Raw genomic sequence first — 23,326 nt, forward strand, 5'->3', positions numbered from 1 at the left:
CATTCAGGCAAAATGGCGGCTGTTGCGCCTTGCGCGCTTTTACGCTTGCCCCCATCACGCACCCATGTCCGACGTCATTGCCCTGATTTTCGACTTCGACGACACGCTGGCCTCGGACAGCACGTCCGGTTTCCTGGAAAGCATCGGCGTGGACACGGCCTCGTTCTGGAAGGACGAGGTCGACCCCTTGCTGTCCAAGCAAGACTGGGACCCGGTGCCCGCCTATCTCTACAAGATGATCCAGCTGTCGCAGGCCGGCAAGCACGGCCTGATCACGCAGCAGCGCCTGAAAGAGTGGGGCGCCAGGCTGGATCTGCATGATGGCGTGCCCACCTTGTTTTCCAGACTGCGCGCGGCGGTGCGCGCCGAGCAGCCGCAGGTCCAGCTGGAGTTCTACCTGATCTCAAGCGGCATCGGCGACGTGGTCCGCTCGACGCCCATCGCGCACGAGTTCACCGAAATCTGGGCTTCCGAATTCGTCTACGGCGACGATGGCGGCATCACTTTCCCGCGCCGCATCGTCAGCTTCACCGACAAGACGCGTTATCTGTTCCACATTCAGAAAGGCATCATCGGCCGCGACTTTCGCAACAAGCCCTTCGAGGTCAACCGCAAGGTGCCCGAAGACCGGCTGCGCGTGCCGTTCGACCAGATGGTGTTCGTGGGCGATGGCTACACCGACATCCCTTGCTTTTCGCTGATCCGCCGCGCGGGCGGCTTCGCCTTTGGCGTCTGGGACCCCAAGCACCGCGACAAACGCAGCCGCGCCTGGGGCTTTATCGAAGAAGGCCGCGTGTCCAACCTGAACCAGGCCCGCTACGACGAAGAAGCCGAGCTGTATCAATGGCTTGAAGAAGCCGTGACCAGCCTGGCCGGCCGCATCGCCCTGAAGTCACGGGTGTACCGTGGTTGAGGCCGGCCCGCTGGCGGCAGTGCCCGCCTGGACGGCCGAAGACGCGCGTTACATCGAACTGGCGCTGCAAGAAGCCCAGGCCGCTTATGACATCGGCGAAGTACCCGTGGGCGCGCTGGTGGTTTCCGCGCAAGGCGAGATCCTGGGGCGCGGCTATAACCGCACCATCATTGACCACGACCCCACCGCGCACGCCGAAATCGTGGCGCTGCGTAACGCGGCGCGGCGCTTGGAAAATTACCGTTTGCCCGGCATCACCGTCTACGTCACGCTGGAACCGTGCGTCATGTGCATCGGCGCCATGCTGCACGCGCGACTGGCCCGCGTCGTCTTCGGCGCCTACGACCCCAAGACCGGCGCCTGCGGCAGCGTGCTGGACGTGGGCTCCGTGCCGAAACTCAACCATCACACTTCAGTCACCGGCGGCGTGCTGGCGGAACCTTGCGGCGATTTGCTGCGCCGGTTCTTCCGTGAACGCCGCGCCAAGGAATCCATCGCATGAGCACCCGCAAACCCGCCAAATCCGCCTCCAAAAAGGCGGCTACCTCGGCGGCCGCCGCCCACGATCATGACCATGGGCTCGCCTGCGGCGAGGACTGCGGTCACGATCACAGCCACGATCATGCCGACGGGCAAGTCATGCCGGACGCCCGCGGCATCTACCTGATCTCGCCGTCCTCCGCCGTGCGCGACCCCGCCACGGTTGAATTGGCGCGTGAACGCTTGCAGCAGCAAGGCTTCAGGACGGCGGTGGACCGCAGCGCCTACGCCGTGCACCAGCGTTTCGCGGGCACCGACGCGCAGCGCGCCGCCAGCCTGGTGCGCGCCACCAAGCAAAAGCTGCCCATCGTCATGGTCACGCGCGGCGGCTACGGCATGGGCCGCCTGCTGGACCAGATCGACTGGACGGCCATGGCCGACAGCGGCAAGCGCTTTGTCGGGATGAGCGACTTCACGGCTTTCAACTTGGCGCTGCTGGCCAAGACGGGCGCCGTCAGCTACAGCGGCGCCACCGCCGTGGCGGACTTTGGCGGCAAAAAGGTCGACGACCTGACCGAAGCCCTGTTCGGCGAAGTCATGCGAGGCGAGCTTGAAATCCTTAGCTTCGAAACCCAGGACGCCGACCCGGTGGACGCCCGCGGCATCCTGTGGGGCGGCAACCTGGCCATGGTGGCGTCCTTGGTCGGCACCCCGTATTTCCCGAAGGTGCGCGGCGGCATCCTGTTTCTGGAAGACGTGGCCGAACACCCGTATCGCGTTGAACGCATGCTGATCCAGCTGGCGCAGGCCGGTGTGCTGGCCAAGCAAAAGGCCATCGTGCTGGGCCGTTTCACCGACTACAAGCTGGCCCCGCACGACAAGGGTTACGACCTGCACGAAGTGGTGGCGTGGCTGCGCAAGACGGTCAAGGTGCCGGTGATTACGGGCCTGCCGTACGGCCATGTGGCCACCAAGGCCACGCTGCCCATCGGCCAGAAGGTCGGCATCGCCACCGAGAAGGGCCTGGCCCATCTGGTGCTGGACGAACACCACCACTGATCCGGGCAGGCGAGCGCCCGTTTGCTACACTATCGGGTTTCCTCGCATGCGTCTTCGGACGCCTACAGACTCAAAATACCGTGATATCCACAGCCAATCTCACCATCCAGTTCGGTCCCAAGCCCCTTTTCGAGAACGTCAGCGTCAAGTTCGGGGAAGGCAACCGGTACGGGCTGATCGGGGCCAATGGGTCCGGTAAGTCGACGTTCATGAAGATCATCGGCGGCGACCTCGAAGCGTCCGGTGGCAACGTGTCGCTGGAGCCGGGCGTGCGCCTGGGCAAGCTGCGCCAGGACCAGTTCGCGTTCGAAGACCTGCGCGTGCTGGACGTCGTCATGATGGGCCACACCGAAATGTGGGCCGCCATGTCCGAGCGCGACGCTATCTACGCGAACCCGGAAGCCACCGAAGACGACTACATGCGCGCGGCCGACCTGGAAGCCAAGTTCGCCGAGTACGACGGCTACACCGCCGAAGCGCGCGCCGGTGAACTGCTGCTGGGCCTGGAAATCGCCGTGGACCAGCACAATCTGCCCATGCGCGAAGTGGCCCCGGGCTGGAAGCTGCGCGTGCTGCTGGCGCAGGCGCTGTTCTCGAACCCCGACGTCCTGCTGCTGGACGAGCCCACCAACAACCTGGATATCAACACCATCCGCTGGTTGGAAAACGTGCTCAACAGCTACCAGAGCACGATGATCATCATCAGCCACGACCGCCACTTCCTGAACCAGGTGTGCACGCACATGGCCGACGTGGACTATGGCGAAATCCGCATCTACGCGGGCAACTACGACGATTACATGCTGGCTTCGACGCAGGCCCGCGAGCGCCTGGTGTCCAACAACGCCAAGGCCAAGGAACGCGTTGCCGAATTGCAAGACTTCGTTCGCCGCTTTGCCGCCAACAAGTCCAAGTCGCGCCAGGCCACCTCGCGCTTGAAGCAGATCGACCGCATCAAGGCGGACCAGGTCGTGGTCAAGCCGTCGTCGCGCCAGAACCCGTACATTCGCTTTGAACAGAACAAGGTCATGCACCGCCTGGCGGTCACGGTCGAAAACCTGACCAAGGCCTACGACGCGCCGGTCATCACCAAGTTCTCGGCAATGGTGGACGCGGGCGAAAAAATCGCCATCATCGGCGCCAACGGCGTGGGCAAGACCACCTTGCTGCGCTTGCTGGCCACGGAACTGCAACCGGATTCGGGCTCGGTGAAATGGTCCGATAACGCCGACCTGGGCTACATGGCGCAGGACGTTTCCGACCAATTCCTGCAAACCGACATCAACTTGCTGGACTGGATGGGCGACCATCGCCAGCCGGGCGACGACGACCAGTCGATCCGTTCGGTGCTGGGCCGCCTGCTGTTCTCGGCGGACGACCTGCCCAAGGCGCCCAAGGTGCTGTCCGGCGGCGAAAAGAACCGCATGACCTTCGGCCGCCTGATGCTGGGCCGGCACAACGTCATGCTGCTGGACGAGCCCACCAACCACCTGGACATGGAATCGATCGAATCGCTTCAGTTCGCGTTGGAAAAGTACGAGGGCACGCTGGTGTTCGTGTCGCATGACCGCGAATTCGTGTCCGGCCTGGCTACCCGCGTGATCGAAATCCTGCCCTCGGGCGAGATCATCGATTACCGCGGCGGCTACGAAGACTATCTGGAATCGCGCGGCATCGAAGCCTGAGCCTGCTGGGAGGTATGTCGGCCTGACGTTGGCCGACGTGTCGGCCACCCATCCCGTCCATCACGGCGCGCCTCTCGGGGCGCGCCGCGTTGTTTTCAGCCGTGCCGCTGTTCAGCAAGCTGCAATATTGATTGCGCTATCATCGGGTTTACCCTGAGCCGCTCGGCCAGGCATTTTTTTTCCCAGACCAATGTCCCCCACACCGCACAGCACGCCGGACGGCGCGCCGATCAGCACGTACGCGCTGACGTTTCGCATCGTCGCTATCGCCTTCTTTACCTTCATCTGCTACCTGGCCATCGGCTTGCCGCTGGCGGTGTTGCCCGGTTATGTGCACGACAAACTGGGCTATGGCACGGTGCTGGCCGGGCTGGCGATCAGCGTGCAGTACGTGGCCACCTTGCTCAGCCGCTCGCACGCCGGGCGCATGGCGGACACGGTGGGCCCAAAGCAAACCGTCGTGATCGGCATGATTGCCTGCGCGGCAAGCGGCGTTTTCCTGCTGCTGGCCTATGCCTTCGAACGCAGCGCGTGGTTGAGCATGACGGCAATCATCGTCAGCCGGCTGGCGTTGGGGTTCGGGGAAAGCTGGGTGGGCACGGGGTCGGCCACGTGGGCCATCGCGCGGGTCGGGCCGCTGCACACGGCGCGCGTCATCTCGTGGAACGGCATCTGCACGTATGGCGGCTTGGCGCTGGGCGCACCGCTGGGCGTGACGCTTGAGCGGGAATGGAGCATGGGCGCGCTGGGCGGGGCGGTGTTGCTGCTGGGTCTGGGGGGCTTGGGGCTGGCCGTCAGCCGCGCGGCGGTGTCTATCGTCGGCGGCCACCGGATGGCCTTCAAGAGCGTGGTGCTGCGAGTCTTCCCGCACGGCATGGCGCTGGGGCTGGGGTCGGTCGGTTTCGGCACCCTGGCTGCCTTCGTGGCGCTTTACTACACCAGCATGTCCTGGGAAGGCGCGGCCCACGCGCTCAGCGCCTTCGGGTGCGCGTTCATCGGGGTGCGGCTGCTGTTTGCCGGCACCATTACGCGCTATGGCGGTTTTCGTGTGGCGCAGGTTTCCTTCCTGGTGGAAGCGGCGGGCCTGCTGTTGCTGTGGCTCGCGCCCAATCCCACCGCCGCGCTGCTGGGCGCCGCGTTGACGGGATGCGGGTTCGCGTTGATTTTCCCTGCCATCGGCGTCGAGGCCGTGGCGCGCGTGCCGGCGGGCAGCCGAGGCGCGGCGCTGGGCGCCTATTCGGCATTTCTGGACCTGGCGCTGGGCGTCACCGGCCCCATCGCCGGCTATATCTCCAGCGGCTATGGCTACCCGCCCATCTTCCTGTCCGCCGCCCTGGCGGTGGTGATCGGGTTTGTGATTGCGTACGGGCTGCAACGCCACGCCAGCCGGCAAGCCGTCGCCCAGACCGCAACCCGCTAGACCTTCCGGTCTTTATTCATATAACGGGAAGCTTTAAAGACATTCAATATTGATCGTTTGAATTCATATAACGAATTGTTAGATTTAGGCCTCGTCTTCACGCGCGCCCACGATTCGTTCCATGAACCTGACCTTCGATCACGTCCACAAGCACTTCGGCGACCTGCCCGTGGTGGACGACTTCACCAGCGACATCAAGCCCGGTGAACTCGTCGCCCTGGTCGGCCCCTCCGGCTGCGGCAAGTCCACGCTGCTGCACCTGGCGGCGGGCCTGGAACAGCCCACGCAGGGTCGCGTCCTGGCCGACGGCGAGCCCGTGTCCGGCCCGCACCCCAGCCGCACGCTGGTATTTCAGGAACACGCGCTGTACCCGTGGCTGACGCTGGAAGACAACGTGGCGTTGGCGCTGGAATTTCAAAACATCCCCAAGAAGCGCGCCCGCGAAGGCGCTCGCCAATGGCTGGCGCGCGTCAGCCTTGCCGGCTTCGAACACTACTATCCGCATCAGGTGTCCGGCGGCATGCGGCAACGCGCTGCACTGGCGCGCGCCTTCATCGCCCAGCCCCAGACCATGCTGATGGACGAGCCGTTCGGCGCGCTTGACGCGCTGACCCGCCTTAGCCTGCAAGACGTGCTGCGCCAGCTGATCGCTCAGGAAAAGCCTACCGTCCTGCTGGTTACGCACGATGTCGACGAAGCGTTGTTCCTGGCCGACCGCATCGTGGTCTTCAGCCCGCGTCCGGCGCGTGTGTTGCGCGAATTCAACCTGGCGCATCGTGCCAAGACGCACGACCTGTCTGACCTGGCCGCTGAAAAGCGCGAGATCCTGCGCCTGCTTGGCATCGCCGTGGACGGCTCGCAAGCCCATGCCGACATGGCGCTGGCTGCCTGACCCATCCTGGCCTGACGCCATCCTGGCCTGACCCCATCCTTATCCGTCGCGGCGTTCTCGCGCCGCCACCTTTGAATTCCCTGGAGCTTTACCCATGAAATTGAAGCAATGGCTGTCCCTGCCGCTAGCGGCCGCGCTGCTGGTCGCAGCCCCCGCCATGGCCGCCGAGAAATTCCGCGTGGGCTATCTGCGCGTCATGGACGATGCGCAAGCCATCGTCGCGCAAGAGGGCGGTTTTTATAAGAACGCGGGGCTGGATTCCGAGCTGATCGAATTCAAGTCCGGCACCGATCTGATCAAGGCCATCGTCGGCGGTCAGCTGGATATCGGCGTCCTGGGCTTCACCAACGCTGTCGCGTGGGCCTCCAAGGGCGCCGACCTGAAAGTGGTGGGCGGCGCGCAGCAGGGCTATCACTCGCTGATCGTGCGCGACGATTCCGGCATCAAGGACATCGCCGGCCTGAAGGGCAAGACGCTGGCCTCGCAAGCCGAAGGCAGCACGGCCGACGTGGTGCTGAAGGGCGTGGTGCTCAAGCAGGGCAACCTTAGCGCTGACGACGTCAACATCATGGGCGTCAGCCCGGCTGTTGCCGTGCAGTCGCTGGTGGGCAAACGCGTGGACGCGGCCTTCCTGTTCGAGCCCTATGACCGCATCGCGCAACTGGTGGCGCCGGTCAAGCAGATCTACGAAGTGGGCCAGGCCTGGCCGTTCCCGTGCATGGTAGTGATCACCTCCGGCGAGACGCTGGCCAAGCGCAAGGACGATGTCTGGAAGGCGTTGGACGCGCAGAACCAGGCCATTACGCTGCTGCAAAAAGAGCCGGCACAGGCGTCCAAGCTGATCGCGTCGTACTTCATTGCCGAGCCTACGCTCAAGACGCTGTCGCGGGGCGAGCTGCCGCGCGAAACGGTGATCGCCGAGGCCATCAGCACCCAGGTCTTCACGCCCAAGCTCACGCAGAAGGACACGGCGCGCATGCAGGAAATCGCCGATATCCTGCAAGCGCAGGGGTCGCTGAAAACGCGTGACGGCAAGCCGTACGACGTGTCCAGCATTGTTGATCTGTCCTGGCAAGAGGCGCGCAAACTTTGAGCTCGTCTACTCGAGTGACCGGCGCCCGCAAGCATCTTGCGGGCGTTTTGGGCGTCCTGTTCATTCTGTTGTTGTGGCAGCTGGCGGCGTTCGCCTTGCCTGATTTCCTGATGCCGGGCGTGCCGGCCGTGGTCCAGCGCCTGTTCGAGGACCTGGGCAAGCAGTCGTTCCATCAGAGCCTGATGGGCACGCTGGGCCGGCTGGGCGCGGGCTACGGACTGGCGCTGGTGGCAGGAATCGGTTTCGGCCTGGTGGCCGCCGTGCTGTTCTTCTTTCGCGAAGTGCTGCGCAGCGCCATCGTCATCCTGCAATCGATTCCTTCTATCGCCTGGGTGCCGCTGTTCCTGATCGTGATGGGCTTTGGCAACACGCCCATCATCGTTGTGGTCGCGCTGTCGGCGTTTTTCCCCGCCGCGCTCAGTGTCATGAACGCCACCGAATCCGTGCAGCGTGTGCACGTGTCGGCCGCGCGCGTGATGGGCGCGACGCGGTGGGGCCTGGTCAAGCGGGTGTACCTGCCCGCCGTCATGCCCGAACTGATCACCGGCGCGCAGCTGGCCTTCGGCAACGCCTGGCGCGCGCTGATCTCGGCTGAAATGCTGATCGGTTTCGGCAAGGGCCTGGGACGTTCGCTGGCGTATTCGGGCGAAATCGCCGACATGACGGGCGTGATGACGAACATCCTGGTCATTGCCGTCCTGGCCGCGCTGATCGACCAGTTTGTGCTTGAAAACCTGAAGCACCGTCTGCTTCGGTATCAGTACGTTTGACCCTGAGTATTGGCTGAGTATTGGCTGAGTATTGGCGCCTGAATTCAAGGTTGCCGACCGGCCAGCATGGCAGTCCAAACCCAAGTCCAAACCCAAGTCCAAAGCCGAAGTCCCAGCCTTAGTTCAAGTTCCAGCCCATGTTCCAGCCCACGCGACTCTTGCGCCGCCTTGCCCTGACCACAGCATGCATGCTGCTGGTCGGCACAAGCGCGGCGCATGCCCAGCCGGCCCCCTTTACCGCAGCCCATGCGCGCGGGGAACTGGTGGTGGGCGTGCCGTATCTGGCGCCGCCGCCCGTGGCCGGCGCCAAGATCCGTACGCCCGACGGGCTGGACGCGAACATGGCCGAACGCCTGGGCGCCAGCCTGAAGCTGCCCGTCCGTTTGCAACAGGTGACGGCGGATGAGGCCGACGCGGCACTGGCGGCCGGGAAAGTGGACGTGGTGCTGGCCGATGATGCCGACGCCCAGCCCGCGCCGGCTACCGTCGCCGTGCAACCCACGGGCTACCGCGCGCGCCCCAAGGCGGTGATACGCAGCGACACCCGCCTGCGCAAGCCGGCCGACGCAAAGGGGCACACCGTCTGCATGGCCGAAGCGGACACCCACGCGCGATCCCTGGCGGCAAGCTGGGGCGCGGCGGTGCGCACGTACCGCGTGCCGTCCGACGCGCTGGTAGCGGTGCGCGAAGGCGCTTGCGATGTCGGCCTGGTGGATGACGCCGTCTGGGAACCGCTGGTGCGCTTTCCAGAGTGGAAGAAGTTCTCGTCAACGCTGGCCGCCGACGGCGAGACCCGTGAAAGGGTGTGGCTGCTGCCCGCCTCGGACACGGCCGGGCGGGCCTGGATGGCGAACGAAATGCGCGCCTGGAGCGAAGCTGGCGCCTGGAAGGCGATGACCGCGAAATGGGCGCGCGATGTGGCCTTCGACGTCTATCTGGACCAGGAAGTGCCCGACTGCCACGGCTAGCGGCGGGCCCTGGCCCAGCACTTACAATGCCGGGCATGACGCACACGTTGACCGCTTCCTGCTCGTATCAGGAAGACATCAAGAAAAGCCGCTTTGTCGCCTACGCCGCCCCGGTTGCCACCGTGGACGAGGCGATGCGCTTCTTTGCCGAACACAGTGATCCCGAGGCCACCCACAATTGCTGGGCCTATCGCATTGGGCAGGAATATCGGTTCAACGACGATGGCGAGCCCGGCGGCACGGCCGGCCGCCCCATCCTGCAAGCCATTGAAGGGCAGGACATGGACCGCGTGGCGGTGCTGGTGGTGCGCTGGTATGGCGGCATCAAGCTGGGCGCGGGCGGGCTGGTGCGGGCCTATGGCGGTTGCGCCTCCAATTGCCTGCGCCTGGGGCAGCGTACCGAAATCGTGGACCTGGCCACGGTGACATGCACCTGCGGTTTCGCGGAATTGGCGTTGTTGAAGTCGCGCCTGGCGCAAGCCGGGGCGCTGGTGCAACAGGAAGACTTCAACCAGGACGGCGTGTCGCTGTGCTTCGTCGTGCCGCGCAGCACGCTGGGTGACCTGGAAGTCACTGTCGCCAACATCACGCGCGGACGCTCGGCGTGGGAGCTCGTGTCCTGAGCCGCCGAATAGACCGCGCACCACAATGGAAAGGGGCCCGCTGTGGGGCCCCTTTGTCATTTACGCGTTCTGGCTGTCTTGCGCCGCGGCGATTTCCTGGTGGACCTTTTCCATGTCCACCTCCTTGATCTTGCCCAGCAGCTCGTTGAGCTGCCCGCCCGACAAGGCGCCGGGTTGCGAGAACAGCAGGACTTTCTCACGGAAGACCATCAGCGTGGGAATCGAGCGGATTCCCAGGGCGCCAGCCAGTTCCTGCTCGACGTCGGTGTTCACCTTGGCGAACGTGACATCGGTGTGCTCGGTCGCGGCCTGCTCAAAAACAGGAGCAAAGCCACGGCACGGGCCGCACCACGGAGCCCAGAAGTCGACGATCAGGGTACCGTCCGGCGTGATGGCGTCCTGGAAGCTTTCTTTGGTGAGTTCAACAATACTCATTTTGGATCCTTGCCGCGGAGCGCGGCGCAAAAAGTCGGTGTCGAGATCCGGGGTGTGCCCGCCCCGGCCTGATTCGGCGACGCTTTATGTGCTACGCGCTCTGGCGTAATAGTAGAGCCGGCGATGGCAGCGTCGCAATGGTTGGCGCTGTGGAGAGCGCAGTCAGCGGTGCTTAGACCGCGGTTTTTGTAGAGACGCCGGCATCGTTCTTCAACGACGCGACGATCTCGAAAGAGCGCAGGCGATCCGCGATATCGAAGAAGTCGGACACGATCATGACTTCGTCGGCCTCGGTTTCGGCCACCAGGGCCTCCAGCCGCCGCTTGACGGTGTCCGGCCCGCCCACGATGGAAGCGCCCAATCTTTGATTGACCGCCTCACGCTCCCATTCGTTCCACAAACCATCCATGTTGTCGACCGGCGGCTGCAATTGCAGGCGGTGGCCGCGTACCAAAGACAGGAATTTAAGCTGCTGCGTGGTCGCCTGGCGCCGGGCGGCTTCATCGGTTTCAGCCGCCACGACCGGCACGCCGATCATCGCGTAAGGACGCGACAGCGTGGCCGACGGCTTGAACAGGTGCCGGTACAGGCGCATGGCCGCCATGCCTTCGGGCGAGAAATGCCCCGCAAACGAAAACGGCAGGCCCAGCTCGGCAGCCAGGCGGGCACTGAAATCGCTGGAACCCAGCAGCCAGATCGGAATGTCCAGCCCTTCGCCGGGAATGGCGCGCACGGGCTGCCCAGGGCGGGAAGCCGCCAGGAAGCCGCGCAATTCTTCCACCAGCGCCGGAAATTCCAGGCCGCTGCGGGGGCCACGGCGCAGCGCGTGCTGCGTGGCGCCATCGCTACCGGGCGCGCGGCCCAGGCCCAGGTCAATGCGGCCGGGGTAAAGCGTTTCAAGGGTGCCGAACTGCTCGGCAATGATCAACGGCGCGTGGTTGGGCAACATGATGCCGCCGGAGCCAACGCGCAGCGTGCTCGTGTGTCCGGCCACATGGCCGATCAGCACGGCCGTCGCGCTGGAAGCGATGCCGTTGATGTTGTGGTGCTCGGCCAGCCAGAAGCGGTTGTATCCCAGCTTCTCAACGTGCTGGGCCACCGCCACGGTGTTGCGAAACGCGTCCGCGGCATCGCGGCCCTGAACTATCGGGGCCAAATCCAGGACCGAAAACGGGATGCGGGCAAGGGCGCTCATGCGGACGTCTCCTGGTTCAAGGCAACGGCACGACAGGACGGCAACACGGGGACAAAGCGGGTAGGGCGCAAGGTGAACTCCATACGAGATACATGGGGAGTGTATCGACGAATTCAACCGAAGCAGGCAGCAACCTTGCGGCCGGGCGGGTTGTATTGGCGGGCGCTATGCCCGCCATTGCACCACGCTATTCCGGAAAGAACGCGTACCGGATCACGAACAGCACGGCCACCAGCCACGTGGCCGGGTGCACGTCGCGGACCTTGCCCGTGGCGGTTTTGAGGACCACATAGCTGATGAAGCCGAAGGCGATGCCGTTGGCGATCGAGTACGTGAACGGCATGACCAGTGCGGTCAGCGCGGCCGGGGTGGCTTCGGTGACTTCGTTCCAGTCGATATCGATCAGTTCGCGCATCATCAGGCCGGCCACGTAGAGCAGGGCGGGCGCGGTGGCGTAGGCGGGGACGGCGCCGGCCAGCGGCGAGATGAACAGGGCGGCCAGGAACAGCAGCGCCACGACCAGTGCGGTCATGCCGGTACGGCCGCCGGCCTGCACGCCCGATGCGCTTTCCACGAAAGCCGTGGTGCTGCTGGTGCCCAGGGCCGAGCCGGCGACGATGGCGGTGCTGTCCGCGAACAGAGCGCGGCCCAGGCGGTTGGGCCGGCCTTCGGGGACCAGGCCGGCGCGCTTGGCCACGCCCACCAGCGTGCCGGTGGCGTCGAACACTTCAACCAGCACGAACACCAGGATCACGTGCACGAAACCGCTGTGCAGCGCGCCCATGACGTCCAGTTTCAGGAAGGTGGGTGCCAGGCTGGGCGGGGCCGAAAAGATGCCTTTGAATTCGTTGTAGCCCAGCGCCATCGACAGCACGGTGACTACGATGATGCCGATCAGGATGGCGCCGCGCACGCGCAACGCATCCAGCGACGCAATGATGAAAAAGCCCAGGATGGCGAACAGCGGGCCGTGGGTGGTCAAGTTACCCAGGGAAACCTTGGTGGCCGGGTGGGCAACCACGATGCCGGCGCTGGACAGCGCGATAATTGCCAAAAACAGCCCGATGCCCGCCGCAATCGCGCTGCGCAGGGAATGCGGAATGCCTTTGACCAGCCAGACGCGGATGCCCGATATCGTCAGGATCAAGAAGATCACGCCCGAAATGAACACGGCGCCCAGCGCTTGTTCCCAGGTGTAGCCCATGGTCTTGACGACGGTGAACGCGAAGAAGGCGTTCAGGCCCATGCCGGGCGCCATGCCGATTGGCCAGTTGGCGATCAATGCCATCACCAGCGAACCCAGCGCGGCCGCCAGGCAGGTGGCCACGAAGACAGCATCGCGGTCCATGCCGGTGGACGACAGGATGTCCGGATTGACGAAGATGATGTAGGACATCGTCAGGAACGTCGTCAGACCGGCCACGATCTCGGTGCGCGCGTTCGTGCCGTGTTCACGCAGCTTGAATAACTTCTCCAGCATTCCAGTCCCCAGTGTGTTTGCAGGCTTGTCGGTTGTTGTAGGCGGCGCCCCACAGGTGCCGCACCATTTCAAAACTCGCGTATTTTCGCATCAGTTGTAAACTCTGCCGCCATGATTATCCTCGGCTTTGAAAGCTCCTGCGACGAAACCGGTGTCGCAGCCGTCTGTACGGAACGCGGTCTGCTGGCGCACGCGCTGCATACCCAGATCGCCATGCACCAGGAATACGGTGGCGTGGTGCCCGAACTTGCCTCGCGCGACCATATCCGGCGCGTGGTTCCCTTGACTCGTCAGGTGCTGCAAGACGCGGGCCTGCAAATGTCGGATATCGGTGCGGTGGCCTATACGGCCGGGCCGGGCTTGGCCGGCGCCTTGCTGGTAGGCGCCAGCGTGGCGCAGTCCTTCGCGTGGTCACGGCATTTGCCGGCCATCGGCATCCATCACCTGGAAGGCCACCTGCTGTCGCCCATGTTGGCCGATCCGCGCCCCGACTTTCCTTTTGTGGCGTTGCTGGTGTCCGGCGGCCATACGCAGCTGATGCGGGTGGACGGTGTGGGACGCTACGAACTGCTGGGCGAAACGCTGGACGACGCCGCGGGCGAAGCCTTCGACAAATCGGCCAAGCTGATGGGCCTGGGCTATCCCGGCGGCCCGGCGCTGGCAAAGCTGGCGGGGCAGGGCGATGCCAGCCGTTTCGACCTGCCGCGCCCCATGTTGCACAGCGGTGACCTGGACTTCAGTTTCAGCGGCTTGAAAACCGCCGTGCTGACCCGCGTGAAGGCGGCGGAAAAGGCGGGCGGGCTGGACGAGCAGACGCGGGCCGACCTGGCGGCGGCTACCCAAGGCGCGATCGTGGACGTATTGGCCGCCAAGGCAATCAAGGCGTTGAAGCAGACGGGATTGCGCCGTCTGGTGGTGGCCGGCGGCGTGGGGGCCAACCAGTTGTTGCGGGCCAAATTGGCTGCGGCGCTCAAGCCCTTGCGGGCACAGGCGTATTTTCCGCCCTTGGAGCTGTGCACCGATAACGGCGCAATGATCGCCTTTGCGGCGGCTGAAAGGGTCAAGGCGGGGCTGGTGAAACTGGACGCCGATGCGCACAGCTTCACGGTCAAACCCCGCTGGGATCTTGCCGATATTGCCTGATCAACCGGGCTTTTTCTTGCCGCCGATCTTGCTTTCGGTGCCCTGGACCAGGCGCGTGATGTTGGCGCGGTGACGATAGAACAGAAGCACGCCGATCACCGCCAGCGCCACGCCCATGGCCGGCTGCGCATGCCAGGCCAGGCCCGACCCGAACACGTAGTAGACCGGCGCGAAGAATGCCGCCACCAGCGAAGCCAGCGACGAATACCGGAAGAACACGGCAACGATCAGCCAGGTGGCGGCGGTGGCCACCGCCAGCCAGGGCTGGATCGCGACCAGCACACCCAGCGCCGTTGCCACGCCCTTGCCGCCCTTGAAACCGAGAAAAACCGGGTACAGGTGGCCCACGAAAGCGGCCAGCGCCACCAGCGCCAGACCGGCCGGCGCGATGCCGGGGGCCAGTCTTTCGGCCAGCCAGATGGCGAACCAACCCTTGGCCGCGTCGCCCAGCAAGGTCAGCGCGGCGGCCGTCTTGTTGCCGGTACGCAGCACATTGGTCGCGCCCGGGTTCTTGGACCCGTAGCTGCGAGGGTCCTGCAGCCCCATCAGCTTGCTGACGACCACGGCGAACGGCACGGAGCCGATCAGGTAGGCCAGCAGGATGAGCGCGGCGGTGAACGCCAGGGAGGGTTCGGTAATCGCCATGGAAAGGGAGTCCGTTGTTGTCGCAATGGCGCGGATTCTACCGCGCCGCGCGCCACCCCTGGCTACGGGTTATCGAGCGTGGCGTCCAAGCCCCGTGGTTGCACGCAGTCATACAGGGCGGGACGGCGGACGGTACAATCCGACACGTCCTTCCGCGTTTTATTTTCTTTCGGATGCACAATGCGAATTCTGGTTTCGAACGATGATGGTTATTCGGCCCCTGGGCTCGAAGCGCTGGTAGCGGCGCTGCAAGGCCTGGGCGATCTCACCGTCGTTGCGCCCGAGACCAACCACAGCGGCGCTTCCAATTCCCTGACGTTAAACCGCCCCTTGTCCGTACGCACGGCCTCGAACGGCTTCATCGCCGTCAATGGCACGCCGTCCGATTGCGTGCACGTGGCGCTGACCGGCTTGATGGATACCCGGCCCGACTTGGTCGTGTCCGGCATCAATAACGGCGCCAACATGGGCGACGACACCCTGTATTCCGGCACGGTGGCCGCCGCCAGCGAAGGCTATCTGTTCGGCATTCCCGCCATTGCGTTTTCGTTGGCGGAAAAGGGCTGGGAACACATCGAGTCAGCCGCGCGCGCGGCCCGCCAGGTGGTGGAACGCCATCTGGCCCAACCGCTGGCCGCGCCCGTGCTGCTAAATGTGAATATCCCGAACCGCCGCTTTGAAGACCTGCACGGCTTCGCGGTTACGCGTTTGGGCAAGCGGCATCCCTCGCAGCCCGTCGTTCGCACCACCACGCCTTATGGCGACACGGTGTACTGGATCGGCCCGGTCGGCTTGGCGGCCGACGCCACGCCCGGCACCGATTTCCATGCGGTGGAGCAGGGCACGGTATCGGTCACGCCCTTGCGGCTGGACCTGACCCAGCACAGCCAGCTGGACGAAATCAGAACCTGGGCGGAGCCGTTATGCGCAAACGCGTAAGCCAACCCGATGTCTCGCAGGCCGTGCCCGGCCGGCCCAGCCCGGCCCGCTACGACTCGGGTCGCCTCAGCCCCGGCGTCACGGCCACCAACAGCAACACCCGTATTTCAGCCGCCACGCTGCCCCGCCAGACCCAGGCGCCGGCGCCAGCGGCGGGAAACAATCTTGGCTTGAATTCGGACCGACTGCGCCAGGCGATGGTGCAGCGCTTGCGGGGCCAGGGCATCACCGACGAGCGCGTCTTGAACGCCATGGCCGCCGTGCCGCGTCATCTGTTTGTCGACGAAGCACTGGCCAGCCGCGCATACGAAGACGCCGCGTTGCCCATCGGCCATTCACAAACCATCTCGCAACCGTGGGTGGTTGCGCGCATGATCGCGGCGGCTTGCGAAGACCGCGCGCCGACCCGCGTGTTGGAAGTGGGCGCGGGTTGCGGCTATCAAGCGGCAGTGCTCGCGCAGTTCGTGCGCGAGGTCCATTCCATTGAACGCATCCGTGGTCTTTACGAGCTTGCGCGCGAGCATTTACGCGCCTTGCGGCTGACGACGCGCATCCGCTTGATCTACGGCGACGGCACGCTGGGCCTGCCCGGCGTGGCGCCGTTCGATGCTATCGTTGTGGCTGCCGCTGGCCTGGCCATTCCGCAAGCGCTGCTTACGCAGCTGGCGCCGGGCGGACGCCTGATCGCCCCCGAAGGGGGCACGAACCAGCGCTTGGTGCTGATCGAACGCACCGGCGCGGCCAGCTGGAAACGCACTGAATTAGAGGCCGTGCGCTTTGTGCCGCTACGCGCCGGAATACAATCTTGAGCAAACAGGAGAAACGTATGCTCAACGGGCAGTCGCAACTGACCGATATGACTATGGGCGCGTCCATGACGCGCCTGCGCCGCCCGCTCTTTATCGTGGGGGCACTCAGCCTGGCTATTTTGGCCGGCTGCGCATCAAAAGGAACTCGCGCTCCGGTGGTCGACATGACCGCTGGACAGCCAGCGTCAACGGCTCAGCCCGGTGGCAGCTATGTGGTCAAGCCGGGCGACACGCTTTACAAGATCGCCCGCGCCAACAACGTGGATATCGAAAGCGTCAAGCGCTGGAATAACCTCAGCGACCCCAACCAGATCTCGGTCGGCCAGGTGCTGAAGATGTCCGGCGGCTCCAGCACGGGCGCGCAGCCCGCACCGATCGCCAGCGTCAAGCCGCAACCGCGTCCGCTTGACCAGCCGGAAACCCCCGCTGCCACGACGACCACGCCGCCGCCCGATGCAACGCCCGCGCCCGCGCCGGTCGACGTCAAGCCCGCCCCGCGCGCGGCGGACGCCAGCGTCATCAACTGGGCATGGCCGGCCAGCGGCGCCATCGTGCAGACCTTCAACGCCAGCAGCAAGGGCATCGACATTTCCGGCGCGCTGGGCGACCCGATCACCGCCGCGGCGGATGGCCTGGTCAAGTACAGCGGCAACGGCGTGCGCGGCTTGGGCAACCTGATCATCGTTGAACACCAGAACGGCTTCATTACCGCTTACGCCCACAACCGCGCGCTGCTCGTGAAGACGGGCCAGAACGTCAAGCGCGGCGCCAAGATCGCCGAACTTGGCCAAAGCGACACCACGTCGCCGCGCCTGCACTTTGAAATCCGTCGCCAAGGCACGCCGGTCGACCCGATGCAGTACCTGCCCACGCGATGACGCCCACCCTGGTATTCGACCTTGAAACCATCCCCGATGCCGATGGGCTGCGCAAGCTCAACGGCTGGGGCCAAGAGGTCTCGGACCTGGAAGTGGTGGAACGCGCGCTGGCCGCGCGGCGCGAAGCCGTCGGGCACGATTTCCTGCCGCTGCATCTGCACAAGGTTGCGGTGGTGGGCTGTGTGTTCCGCGACGACCAAGGCTTTCGCGTCAAGACGCTGGGCCAGGCGGACGACCCTGAAGCCGCCTTGCTGGCCGGTTTCTTCAAGACGATCGAACGCTATACGCCCAAGCTCATCAGCTGGAATGGCTCTGGTTTCGACCTGCCCGTGCTGCACTACCGCAGCCTGATCCTGGGCGTGCCCGCGCCCCGCTATTGGGACATGGGCGAAGAAGACCGCGATTTCAAGTTCAACAACTACATTGCCCGTTATCACACGCGGCATCTGGATTTGATGGACGTGCTGGCCAAATACAACGGCCGTGCCAACGCGCCGCTGGACGACCTGGCCAAGCTGTGCGGCTTTCCCGGCAAGCTGGGCATGGACGGCAGCAAGGTCTGGGAAGCATGGCACACCGGCCGCGCCGACGAGGTCCGCGCCTATTGCGAAACCGACGTCGTCAATACCTGGCTGGTGTACTGCCGCTTTCGCTTCCTGCGTGGCGAGCTGGACCGCACGGCGTATGACGCCGAGATCGCCCTGGTGCGCGATACGCTGTCCGCCAGCGACGCGCCGCACTGGAAGGAATACATGGCGGCGTGGGACGCTACCTGACGCCACCCGGCGCCGCCCCGAGGCGAGCTTCGGCGTGGTGGATCAGGATCAGAACGGGGCCTTCCAAGGCTCCGTTTTCACGTCTGGCACGCACGCAATCGACTGAAACATGGAACGCGACCGCGAAACCCGGTTGAAACCGGGCCGACAGCACAATGGCCTCGCTTTCTTCACTTTCAGGAGACACACATGTCCCGATTCGCTATTCGCTCCAATTTGGCCGCTCTTGCTTTTGTCGCCGCGACGGGCGGTTTGGTGGCTGGCTCCGCCATGGCTGCACCCCCGGCTCCGGCCGACGGTGGCCCGGCCGCCATGCATCACCAAGGCCCGCGTGGTGGCGAGTTTCACAAGGGCATGCGCGACGGATTGTTCATTCCGGGCCTGGGTCCGGTTTCCAAGGCGCAGGTCGACCAGCTGAAGTTGGATGACAAGCAACAAGCGCTGTTCAAGACCGCGCAGGACGGCCAGCGCAGCCTGCACGAGGCGATGCGCGCCGCCGGCGCCAAGCGCCACGATCTGCTGAAGTCTCAATTGGACAGCGGCAAGCTGGACCCGCGCGCGCTGGCGGCGCAGTCCGAGCAGTCGCACGACGCGTTCGGCCCGCAAGCCAAGCAGGTGCGTGACCAATGGCTGGCGGTGTGGGACAGCCTGAACGACACGCAGCGCGGCCAGGTGACTAAGATGGTCAAGGACCGCGAAGCCAAGATGCAGGAACGTCACGCCAAGATGGAAGGGCGCCACGGCAAGGGCAAGCCGGGTATGCCGCCGCCTCCTGCGGCCGGTGCGGATGCACCTCCGCCGCCCGCGCCCTCGGCTAACTAAGCCAGTCCCGTCCGCCGCCTTTGTGGGGTGGACGCGGGCAAGACCAACCCCGACACGCCACGCGGCGCGCCGGGGTTTTTTATTGGGCTTGGATTCGACTCTGCCAGGATTCAACCCTGCTGATTTCGGCTCTGCTTGATTCGACTCTGCTTGATTTCGACGCTGCTTGATTTCGACGCTGCTTGACTTCGACGCTACGTCCCGCGCCCCAACTTGATGCATGCGCGCCGTTGGCATGTCGGCGCTTGCCCGCTTGTAGTGCACGCAGCGCGCCATCTTGAACCATGACGGCCGGTGCAGGACGCCCCGGGCGGGCGCACCAGCCTGTCTATCAGCTTGCAGCCAGCGGTTTGTCACCCGAATGAAACCTGGCATGGACATTGCTTGAAGGGAATAGAGCCGGCACCTACCGCAGCAAAGCCGGCCAGACGGATGCGCCAACGGCCGTCCTCCTCCTCGTTAAATCCGATCAGGACTCCGCACCATGAAGAAGACGTTGCTAGCCTTGCCTTTTGCGCTTGCCGCTTGTTTCGCCTCGACGGCCCAGGCCGAACCCACCGATCTTGGAGGCGGTTTTTCTCTTAGCGGTAACGCCACCATCGCCAGCGACTATCGCTTCCGCGGCTATTCCCAGACCGACTTTCGGCCCGCCGTGCAAGTTGGCATCGACCTGACCCATAGTTCGGGCTTTTATCTGGGCAACTGGAACTCCAACGTCTCCGACTTCGTGTTTACCGACGGCAACCTGGAAATGGATTTCTACGGCGGCTGGAAGGGCGACGTGGGCGGCGGCTTCACGCTGGACGCCGGCGTGCTGCATTACTACTACCCCGGTTCCAGCTCGCCCAAGGGCGGTAACTACAACAACACCGACCTCTACCTGGGCGCGTCCTACGGCAACTACTCGCTGAAGTATTCCTACACGCCCAGCGACTTTTTCAGCACGCCCGACAGCAAGGGTACGTGGTACCTGGACGGCACCGCCACGTTCGACCTGGGCGATGGCTGGGGCCTGCTGGGACACCTGGGCTATCAAAAGCTGAAGAACCAAACAAACATGGACGGCGATTCCATCGGCCACTACGTGGACTACAAGCTGGGCGTCACCAAGGACATCAAGGGTTGGGTGCTGGGGCTGGCGGCCGTGGGCGCCACCAAGGACAACTGGCTGCCTACCAAGTACGGCCACCCGTCCGGCCGACTGGGTGCGGTGTTCTCGGTGGCACGTACGTTCTGAGCGGTAATCCGTGGCGGCGCTTTGATGGGCGCCGGCGTTTGGGGGGATTGATGGAGACTGCCTGATGGGGCAGTCCCCTTCAATTCCCCCTTTTTTTATCATTGGCCTGCGCGCTTTTGAGCGGTTGCAGCGGGGCTGTCAGGCGGGCCGGCACGCGCGCCCCAGGTCGGGGCAAAAATCGGGCGCGTTGCACACATCGCAATAATTGCCTCTAATGGGCGCGCACAAGATGCGGCGGGCACGTTCCGCGCATCAGCCCGGCCGCTATTGTTGGCGGCCGGCGATTCAAGGAGCTTTGAGCGCAGTGACTATCGATTTCGAAGAAGCAATCAAGCCTTTTTCCTGGATGGAATACGAAGGCAACTTCTCGGTAAGCCTGAATGTCGGGGAATACAAGGAAGAAGTTTTCCGCCGCAGACGGGTAGAGGGTTTCCTGGGGACGGGCTACGACTGGACCTCGCTGGCGGTCGTTTTTCTGACCGAGAAACAGCCGGACCTGGATGAGTCGATCGATTTCGATCCGGAAGCCGATACGTTCTGCGCTTATTCGTCCGATAGCGAAGCGCTTAAGGCCTTCGCCCTGGCGTTCAAGGCTGCGTGCGAAGACAAAAAGCTGATTCAAGATCTGTTTTCTCGCGCCGAGCTGGACTGATCCGCGCCCAGGATAAAAATATACTCACGGCGTCAGAACAATATCCTGGGCGTCTTGATGATCGAAACCCGTTTGTTGCGGCAATTTGTCGCCGTGGCGGAAACCCTGCACTTCAATCGCGCGGCGCAGCGCCTGCACATGGCGCAGCCGCCGCTCAGTCAGGCTATCCGCAGGTTGGAAGCGGAGATCGGCGCGGCGCTGTTTGTACGTACCAATCGCAGCGTGGCGCTGACCCCGGCCGGCGCGGCGTTCCTGCAATCGGCACGCAGCATTCTGGACGCGCTGGACGGCGGCGTCGCCCACACGCGGCGCGTCGCCCAAGGCATGGACGGCCACCTGACGCTGACGTTCATCAACATTGCGCCGTATCCCGCGTTATTGCGCGCGTTGCGGGACTTCCGTGGCGCGCATCCCGCCGTGGCCTTCACGCTGCAAGAGGCCACCACGCAAGAGCAGGTGCTGGCGCTTGAGGCCGGCCACGCCGATATCGGCTTTATGCGGCCGCCCGGTACCACGACGCCCAGCCTGCGATTTGAATCGCTGCTGCAAGAACCCATCCAAGTGGCCTTGCCCGCCGGGCATCCCCTGCAAGCGCGCGCGGTGGTCGAGCTGGCTGCATTGAAAGACGAGGACTTTGTGGCGTCGCCCCGACGGCTGGGCCAAGGATTTCACGATCAGTTGATCCAGCTTTGCCAGACGGCCGGCTTTGTTCCCCGGGTGGCGCAGGAAGCGCGCCAGTTGCAGACCGTGGCGGCGCTGGTCGCGGCGGGTTTCGGGGTGGCGTTGCTGCCCACATCGGTGGCTCAGGCGGGGCGCGCCGACGTGGTGTTCCGGCCACTGGCGACCGATGCGCCGGCTGCCTTGTTGGAGGTAGAACTGTTGATGGCGTGGAATCCCGCGCGGGATTCTCCGGTGCGGGATCGCCTGCTGGACGTTGTCCGCTCAGTGACGCAAGACGCGCAGCGCGAGTAAATCGGTAAGACGTACACAGTCTTATTCGTGCATGAATAAGATATTTTACGAATAGTGGGCGGCGCCCTAAGCTCGGCAACTGTCATTGTCGAGCCCGGAAGCCTCATGCCCATCGCCGTCTATCTCTTCTCTGGTTGCACCTTCGCTTTTGGCCTGTCGGAGTTTGTTGTCGCGGGCTTGGTGTCTGCGATGGCCGATAGCCTGCACGCCCGCATTGAAGCGGTGGGCACGGCGATCGCGGCCTACGCTTTTGGCGCTGCTATCGGCGCACCGCTCCTGACTGCGTGGGTGGCGCACTGGCGAGACCGCCGCATTTTGGCCTGCGCGATGGCGATATTGGCAGTGGGCAGCGGCTTGATGAGCGTGTCAGCGACGCTGCCCGTCTTGCTGGGCGTGCGTTTCGCCGTCGGCTTGGCGCATGGCGTCTTCATGGCCGTGGCGTCCGATGCGGCGACGCGGCTGGTGGAGCCGGCACGCGCGGGCCGCGCCGTCGCCGTCGTGTGGATCGGCCTGACCGTGGCGCTGGCGCTTGGCGTGCCGTTGGGCACGTTCCTGGGCAGCCTGTGGTCCTGGCGCCTGGTGTTCCTGGCGATTGGTGTGTTGGCCTTGGTTGGGCTGGGCGGGCTGCTGTGTTGCATGCCGGGTCGGTCGACTGCGCCGCAGCCGGATGCACAGTCGGGCTCACAGTCGGGCTCAAAGTCGGGCTCAAAGTCGGGCTCACAGCCGGGGCAATTGGCAGGCCAGGGGCCAAGCCGACGGGGCAGCGTCCCGCCGCGACCCCAAGCCGGCTCCGGCATGGCCGCAGGCTTGCGCGCCATTGCCCACCCGCGCATGTTGATGACGGCCGGCGTCGGTGCGCTGGTCAGCGTGGCGACGTTCTGCTTTTTCACCTACGTGTCGCCCTACCTGTTGCAGGTCACCGGGGCCGGCGTGCGGCAACTTAGCACGGCCATGCTGCTGTTCGGCCTGTTTTCCATCGGCGGCAATCTGCTGGGCGGGTATCTCGCGGACCGCATGGACCCCGACCGCGCCGCCATGCTGGCGTTGGCGGCCCTGGTGGCAACCATGCTGGCCCTGTTCCAGTTCCGCGCCTCGTCTTGGGCCGTGCTGGCGCTGGCGGGGGGGCTGGGCTTGGTGTTCTTTTGCATCGTGACCGTGCTGACGCTGCGACTGCTCAAACAGGCCCAGCATTACGTGCCGGCGTTCACGGCGGTGGCGGCGGGCTTGAACATCGCCTCTTTCAACCTGGGCACCGCTGTGGGCGGCGGGCTGGGCAGCCTGACCATCGCCTGGGCAGGACTGCCCGTGTTGCCGCTGGCGGGAGCCGCGGCAGCATTGGCCGCCATGACGGCGTTGTGGTGGCAATCGACTTGCGCCGACATCACGCGGACGGCTTGACGGCGCACCTTGGTGCACTGGGCCGTCCGCCCCGGCCTTCCG

General features: G+C 64.7%; 24 protein-coding genes. 20 read left to right on the plus strand and 4 right to left on the minus strand.

The window, feature by feature from the left end; translation table 11 throughout:
- The first annotated feature begins 64 nt into the window (after positions 1-64).
- The 10 genes from AC6LJY_RS23220 (at position 65) to AC6LJY_RS23265 (ending at position 9,903) form a co-directional block, all read left to right on the plus strand.
- On the plus strand, positions 65-913 hold the full coding sequence (locus AC6LJY_RS23220; protein WP_046805002.1) for an HAD family hydrolase: 849 nt from the start codon (positions 65-67) through the stop codon (positions 911-913).
- 10 nt (positions 914-923) lie between these two features.
- Positions 924-1,415 carry a tRNA adenosine(34) deaminase TadA gene (gene tadA, locus AC6LJY_RS23225; protein WP_314355684.1) on the plus strand — a complete coding sequence of 164 codons (492 nt, stop codon included), beginning with the start codon at positions 924-926 and terminating at the stop codon, positions 1,413-1,415.
- Positions 1,412-2,452, plus strand: a complete 1,041-nt coding sequence (locus AC6LJY_RS23230; RefSeq protein ID WP_498136862.1) for an LD-carboxypeptidase — start codon at positions 1,412-1,414, stop codon at positions 2,450-2,452. The genes tadA and AC6LJY_RS23230 overlap by 4 nt, the downstream gene beginning before the upstream one ends.
- 80 nt (positions 2,453-2,532) lie before the next feature.
- A complete protein-coding gene (locus AC6LJY_RS23235; RefSeq protein ID WP_046805000.1) occupies positions 2,533-4,137 on the plus strand; it encodes an ABC-F family ATPase in 1,605 nt (534 codons plus the stop codon).
- A gap of 190 nt (positions 4,138-4,327) precedes the next feature.
- Entirely contained in the window at positions 4,328-5,557 is a 1,230-nt protein-coding gene (locus AC6LJY_RS23240) for an MFS transporter (protein ID WP_498136863.1), read from the plus strand.
- 121 nt (positions 5,558-5,678) lie between these two features.
- Complete coding sequence (locus tag AC6LJY_RS23245) at positions 5,679-6,449, plus strand: ABC transporter ATP-binding protein (protein WP_498136864.1); 771 nt, start codon at positions 5,679-5,681, stop codon at positions 6,447-6,449.
- Between the two features lie 94 nt (positions 6,450-6,543).
- Positions 6,544-7,542: an ABC transporter substrate-binding protein gene (locus tag AC6LJY_RS23250; protein WP_314355616.1), complete on the plus strand. Its 999-nt coding sequence runs from the start codon at positions 6,544-6,546 to the stop codon at positions 7,540-7,542.
- Positions 7,539-8,312 carry an ABC transporter permease gene (locus AC6LJY_RS23255; RefSeq protein ID WP_046804996.1) on the plus strand — a complete coding sequence of 258 codons (774 nt, stop codon included), beginning with the start codon at positions 7,539-7,541 and terminating at the stop codon, positions 8,310-8,312. The genes AC6LJY_RS23250 and AC6LJY_RS23255 overlap by 4 nt, the downstream gene beginning before the upstream one ends.
- A 137-nt stretch (positions 8,313-8,449) precedes the next feature.
- The gene (locus tag AC6LJY_RS23260) at positions 8,450-9,280 is read left to right on the plus strand and encodes a transporter substrate-binding domain-containing protein (RefSeq protein ID WP_485859278.1); all 831 of its coding nucleotides are present in this window, start codon (positions 8,450-8,452) and stop codon (positions 9,278-9,280) included.
- 35 nt (positions 9,281-9,315) lie between these two features.
- Positions 9,316-9,903 (plus strand): IMPACT family protein, encoded by a 588-nt coding sequence (locus AC6LJY_RS23265; protein ID WP_498136865.1) that lies wholly within the window; start codon positions 9,316-9,318, stop codon positions 9,901-9,903.
- Positions 9,904-9,963: 60 nt separating this feature from the next.
- On the opposite strand, the gene AC6LJY_RS23270 is transcribed toward AC6LJY_RS23265, so the two are convergent.
- From AC6LJY_RS23270 to AC6LJY_RS23280, 3 genes are all read right to left on the minus strand, one after another.
- Positions 9,964-10,338, minus strand: a complete 375-nt coding sequence (locus AC6LJY_RS23270; protein WP_498136866.1) for a thioredoxin family protein — start codon at positions 10,336-10,338, stop codon at positions 9,964-9,966.
- 172 nt (positions 10,339-10,510) lie between these two features.
- Positions 10,511-11,533 carry an LLM class flavin-dependent oxidoreductase gene (locus tag AC6LJY_RS23275; protein WP_046804994.1) on the minus strand — a complete coding sequence of 341 codons (1,023 nt, stop codon included), beginning with the start codon at positions 11,531-11,533 and terminating at the stop codon, positions 10,511-10,513.
- A 187-nt stretch (positions 11,534-11,720) separates the two neighbouring features.
- Positions 11,721-13,013, minus strand: coding sequence for an NCS2 family permease (locus tag AC6LJY_RS23280; RefSeq protein ID WP_046804993.1), 1,293 nt, complete (start codon positions 13,011-13,013; stop codon positions 11,721-11,723).
- A 111-nt stretch (positions 13,014-13,124) separates the two neighbouring features.
- Between AC6LJY_RS23280 and tsaD the strand changes: the two genes are divergently transcribed.
- On the plus strand, positions 13,125-14,156 hold the full coding sequence (tsaD, locus tag AC6LJY_RS23285) for a tRNA (adenosine(37)-N6)-threonylcarbamoyltransferase complex transferase subunit TsaD (protein WP_046804992.1): 1,032 nt from the start codon (positions 13,125-13,127) through the stop codon (positions 14,154-14,156).
- Here the strand turns inward: tsaD and plsY are convergent, their stop codons facing one another.
- Entirely contained in the window at positions 14,157-14,801 is a 645-nt protein-coding gene (plsY, locus tag AC6LJY_RS23290) for a glycerol-3-phosphate 1-O-acyltransferase PlsY (RefSeq protein WP_104143883.1), read from the minus strand. It lies immediately after the preceding gene.
- A gap of 180 nt (positions 14,802-14,981) precedes the next feature.
- Here plsY and surE point away from each other — a divergent pair, with 180 nt between their 5' ends.
- From surE to AC6LJY_RS23335, 9 genes are all read left to right on the plus strand, one after another.
- Positions 14,982-15,740, plus strand: a complete 759-nt coding sequence (gene surE / locus AC6LJY_RS23295; protein ID WP_046804990.1) for a 5'/3'-nucleotidase SurE — start codon at positions 14,982-14,984, stop codon at positions 15,738-15,740.
- The gene (locus AC6LJY_RS23300) at positions 15,725-16,549 is read left to right on the plus strand and encodes a protein-L-isoaspartate(D-aspartate) O-methyltransferase (protein WP_046804989.1); all 825 of its coding nucleotides are present in this window, start codon (positions 15,725-15,727) and stop codon (positions 16,547-16,549) included. Before surE ends, AC6LJY_RS23300 begins: the two co-directional genes overlap by 16 nt.
- A 17-nt stretch (positions 16,550-16,566) precedes the next feature.
- Positions 16,567-17,427 carry a peptidoglycan DD-metalloendopeptidase family protein gene (locus tag AC6LJY_RS23305; RefSeq protein ID WP_046804988.1) on the plus strand — a complete coding sequence of 287 codons (861 nt, stop codon included), beginning with the start codon at positions 16,567-16,569 and terminating at the stop codon, positions 17,425-17,427.
- Complete coding sequence (locus AC6LJY_RS23310) at positions 17,424-18,203, plus strand: 3'-5' exonuclease (RefSeq protein ID WP_046804987.1); 780 nt, start codon at positions 17,424-17,426, stop codon at positions 18,201-18,203. The genes AC6LJY_RS23305 and AC6LJY_RS23310 overlap by 4 nt, the downstream gene beginning before the upstream one ends.
- 189 nt (positions 18,204-18,392) lie before the next feature.
- Positions 18,393-19,025: a hypothetical protein gene (locus tag AC6LJY_RS23315; protein ID WP_046804986.1), complete on the plus strand. Its 633-nt coding sequence runs from the start codon at positions 18,393-18,395 to the stop codon at positions 19,023-19,025.
- 484 nt (positions 19,026-19,509) lie between these two features.
- On the plus strand, positions 19,510-20,262 hold the full coding sequence (locus tag AC6LJY_RS23320; RefSeq protein WP_104143884.1) for a TorF family putative porin: 753 nt from the start codon (positions 19,510-19,512) through the stop codon (positions 20,260-20,262).
- Between the two features lie 214 nt (positions 20,263-20,476).
- On the plus strand, positions 20,477-20,914 hold the full coding sequence (locus tag AC6LJY_RS23325; RefSeq protein ID WP_223264833.1) for an Imm51 family immunity protein: 438 nt from the start codon (positions 20,477-20,479) through the stop codon (positions 20,912-20,914).
- 57 nt (positions 20,915-20,971) lie between these two features.
- Positions 20,972-21,886 (plus strand): LysR substrate-binding domain-containing protein, encoded by a 915-nt coding sequence (locus tag AC6LJY_RS23330; RefSeq protein WP_498136867.1) that lies wholly within the window; start codon positions 20,972-20,974, stop codon positions 21,884-21,886.
- Positions 21,887-21,991: 105 nt separating this feature from the next.
- Complete coding sequence (locus AC6LJY_RS23335; RefSeq protein ID WP_498136868.1) at positions 21,992-23,284, plus strand: MFS transporter; 1,293 nt, start codon at positions 21,992-21,994, stop codon at positions 23,282-23,284.
- Positions 23,285-23,326: the final 42 nt, after the last annotated feature.

It is taken from the genome of Achromobacter sp. RT286_PF (assembly GCF_059760425.1).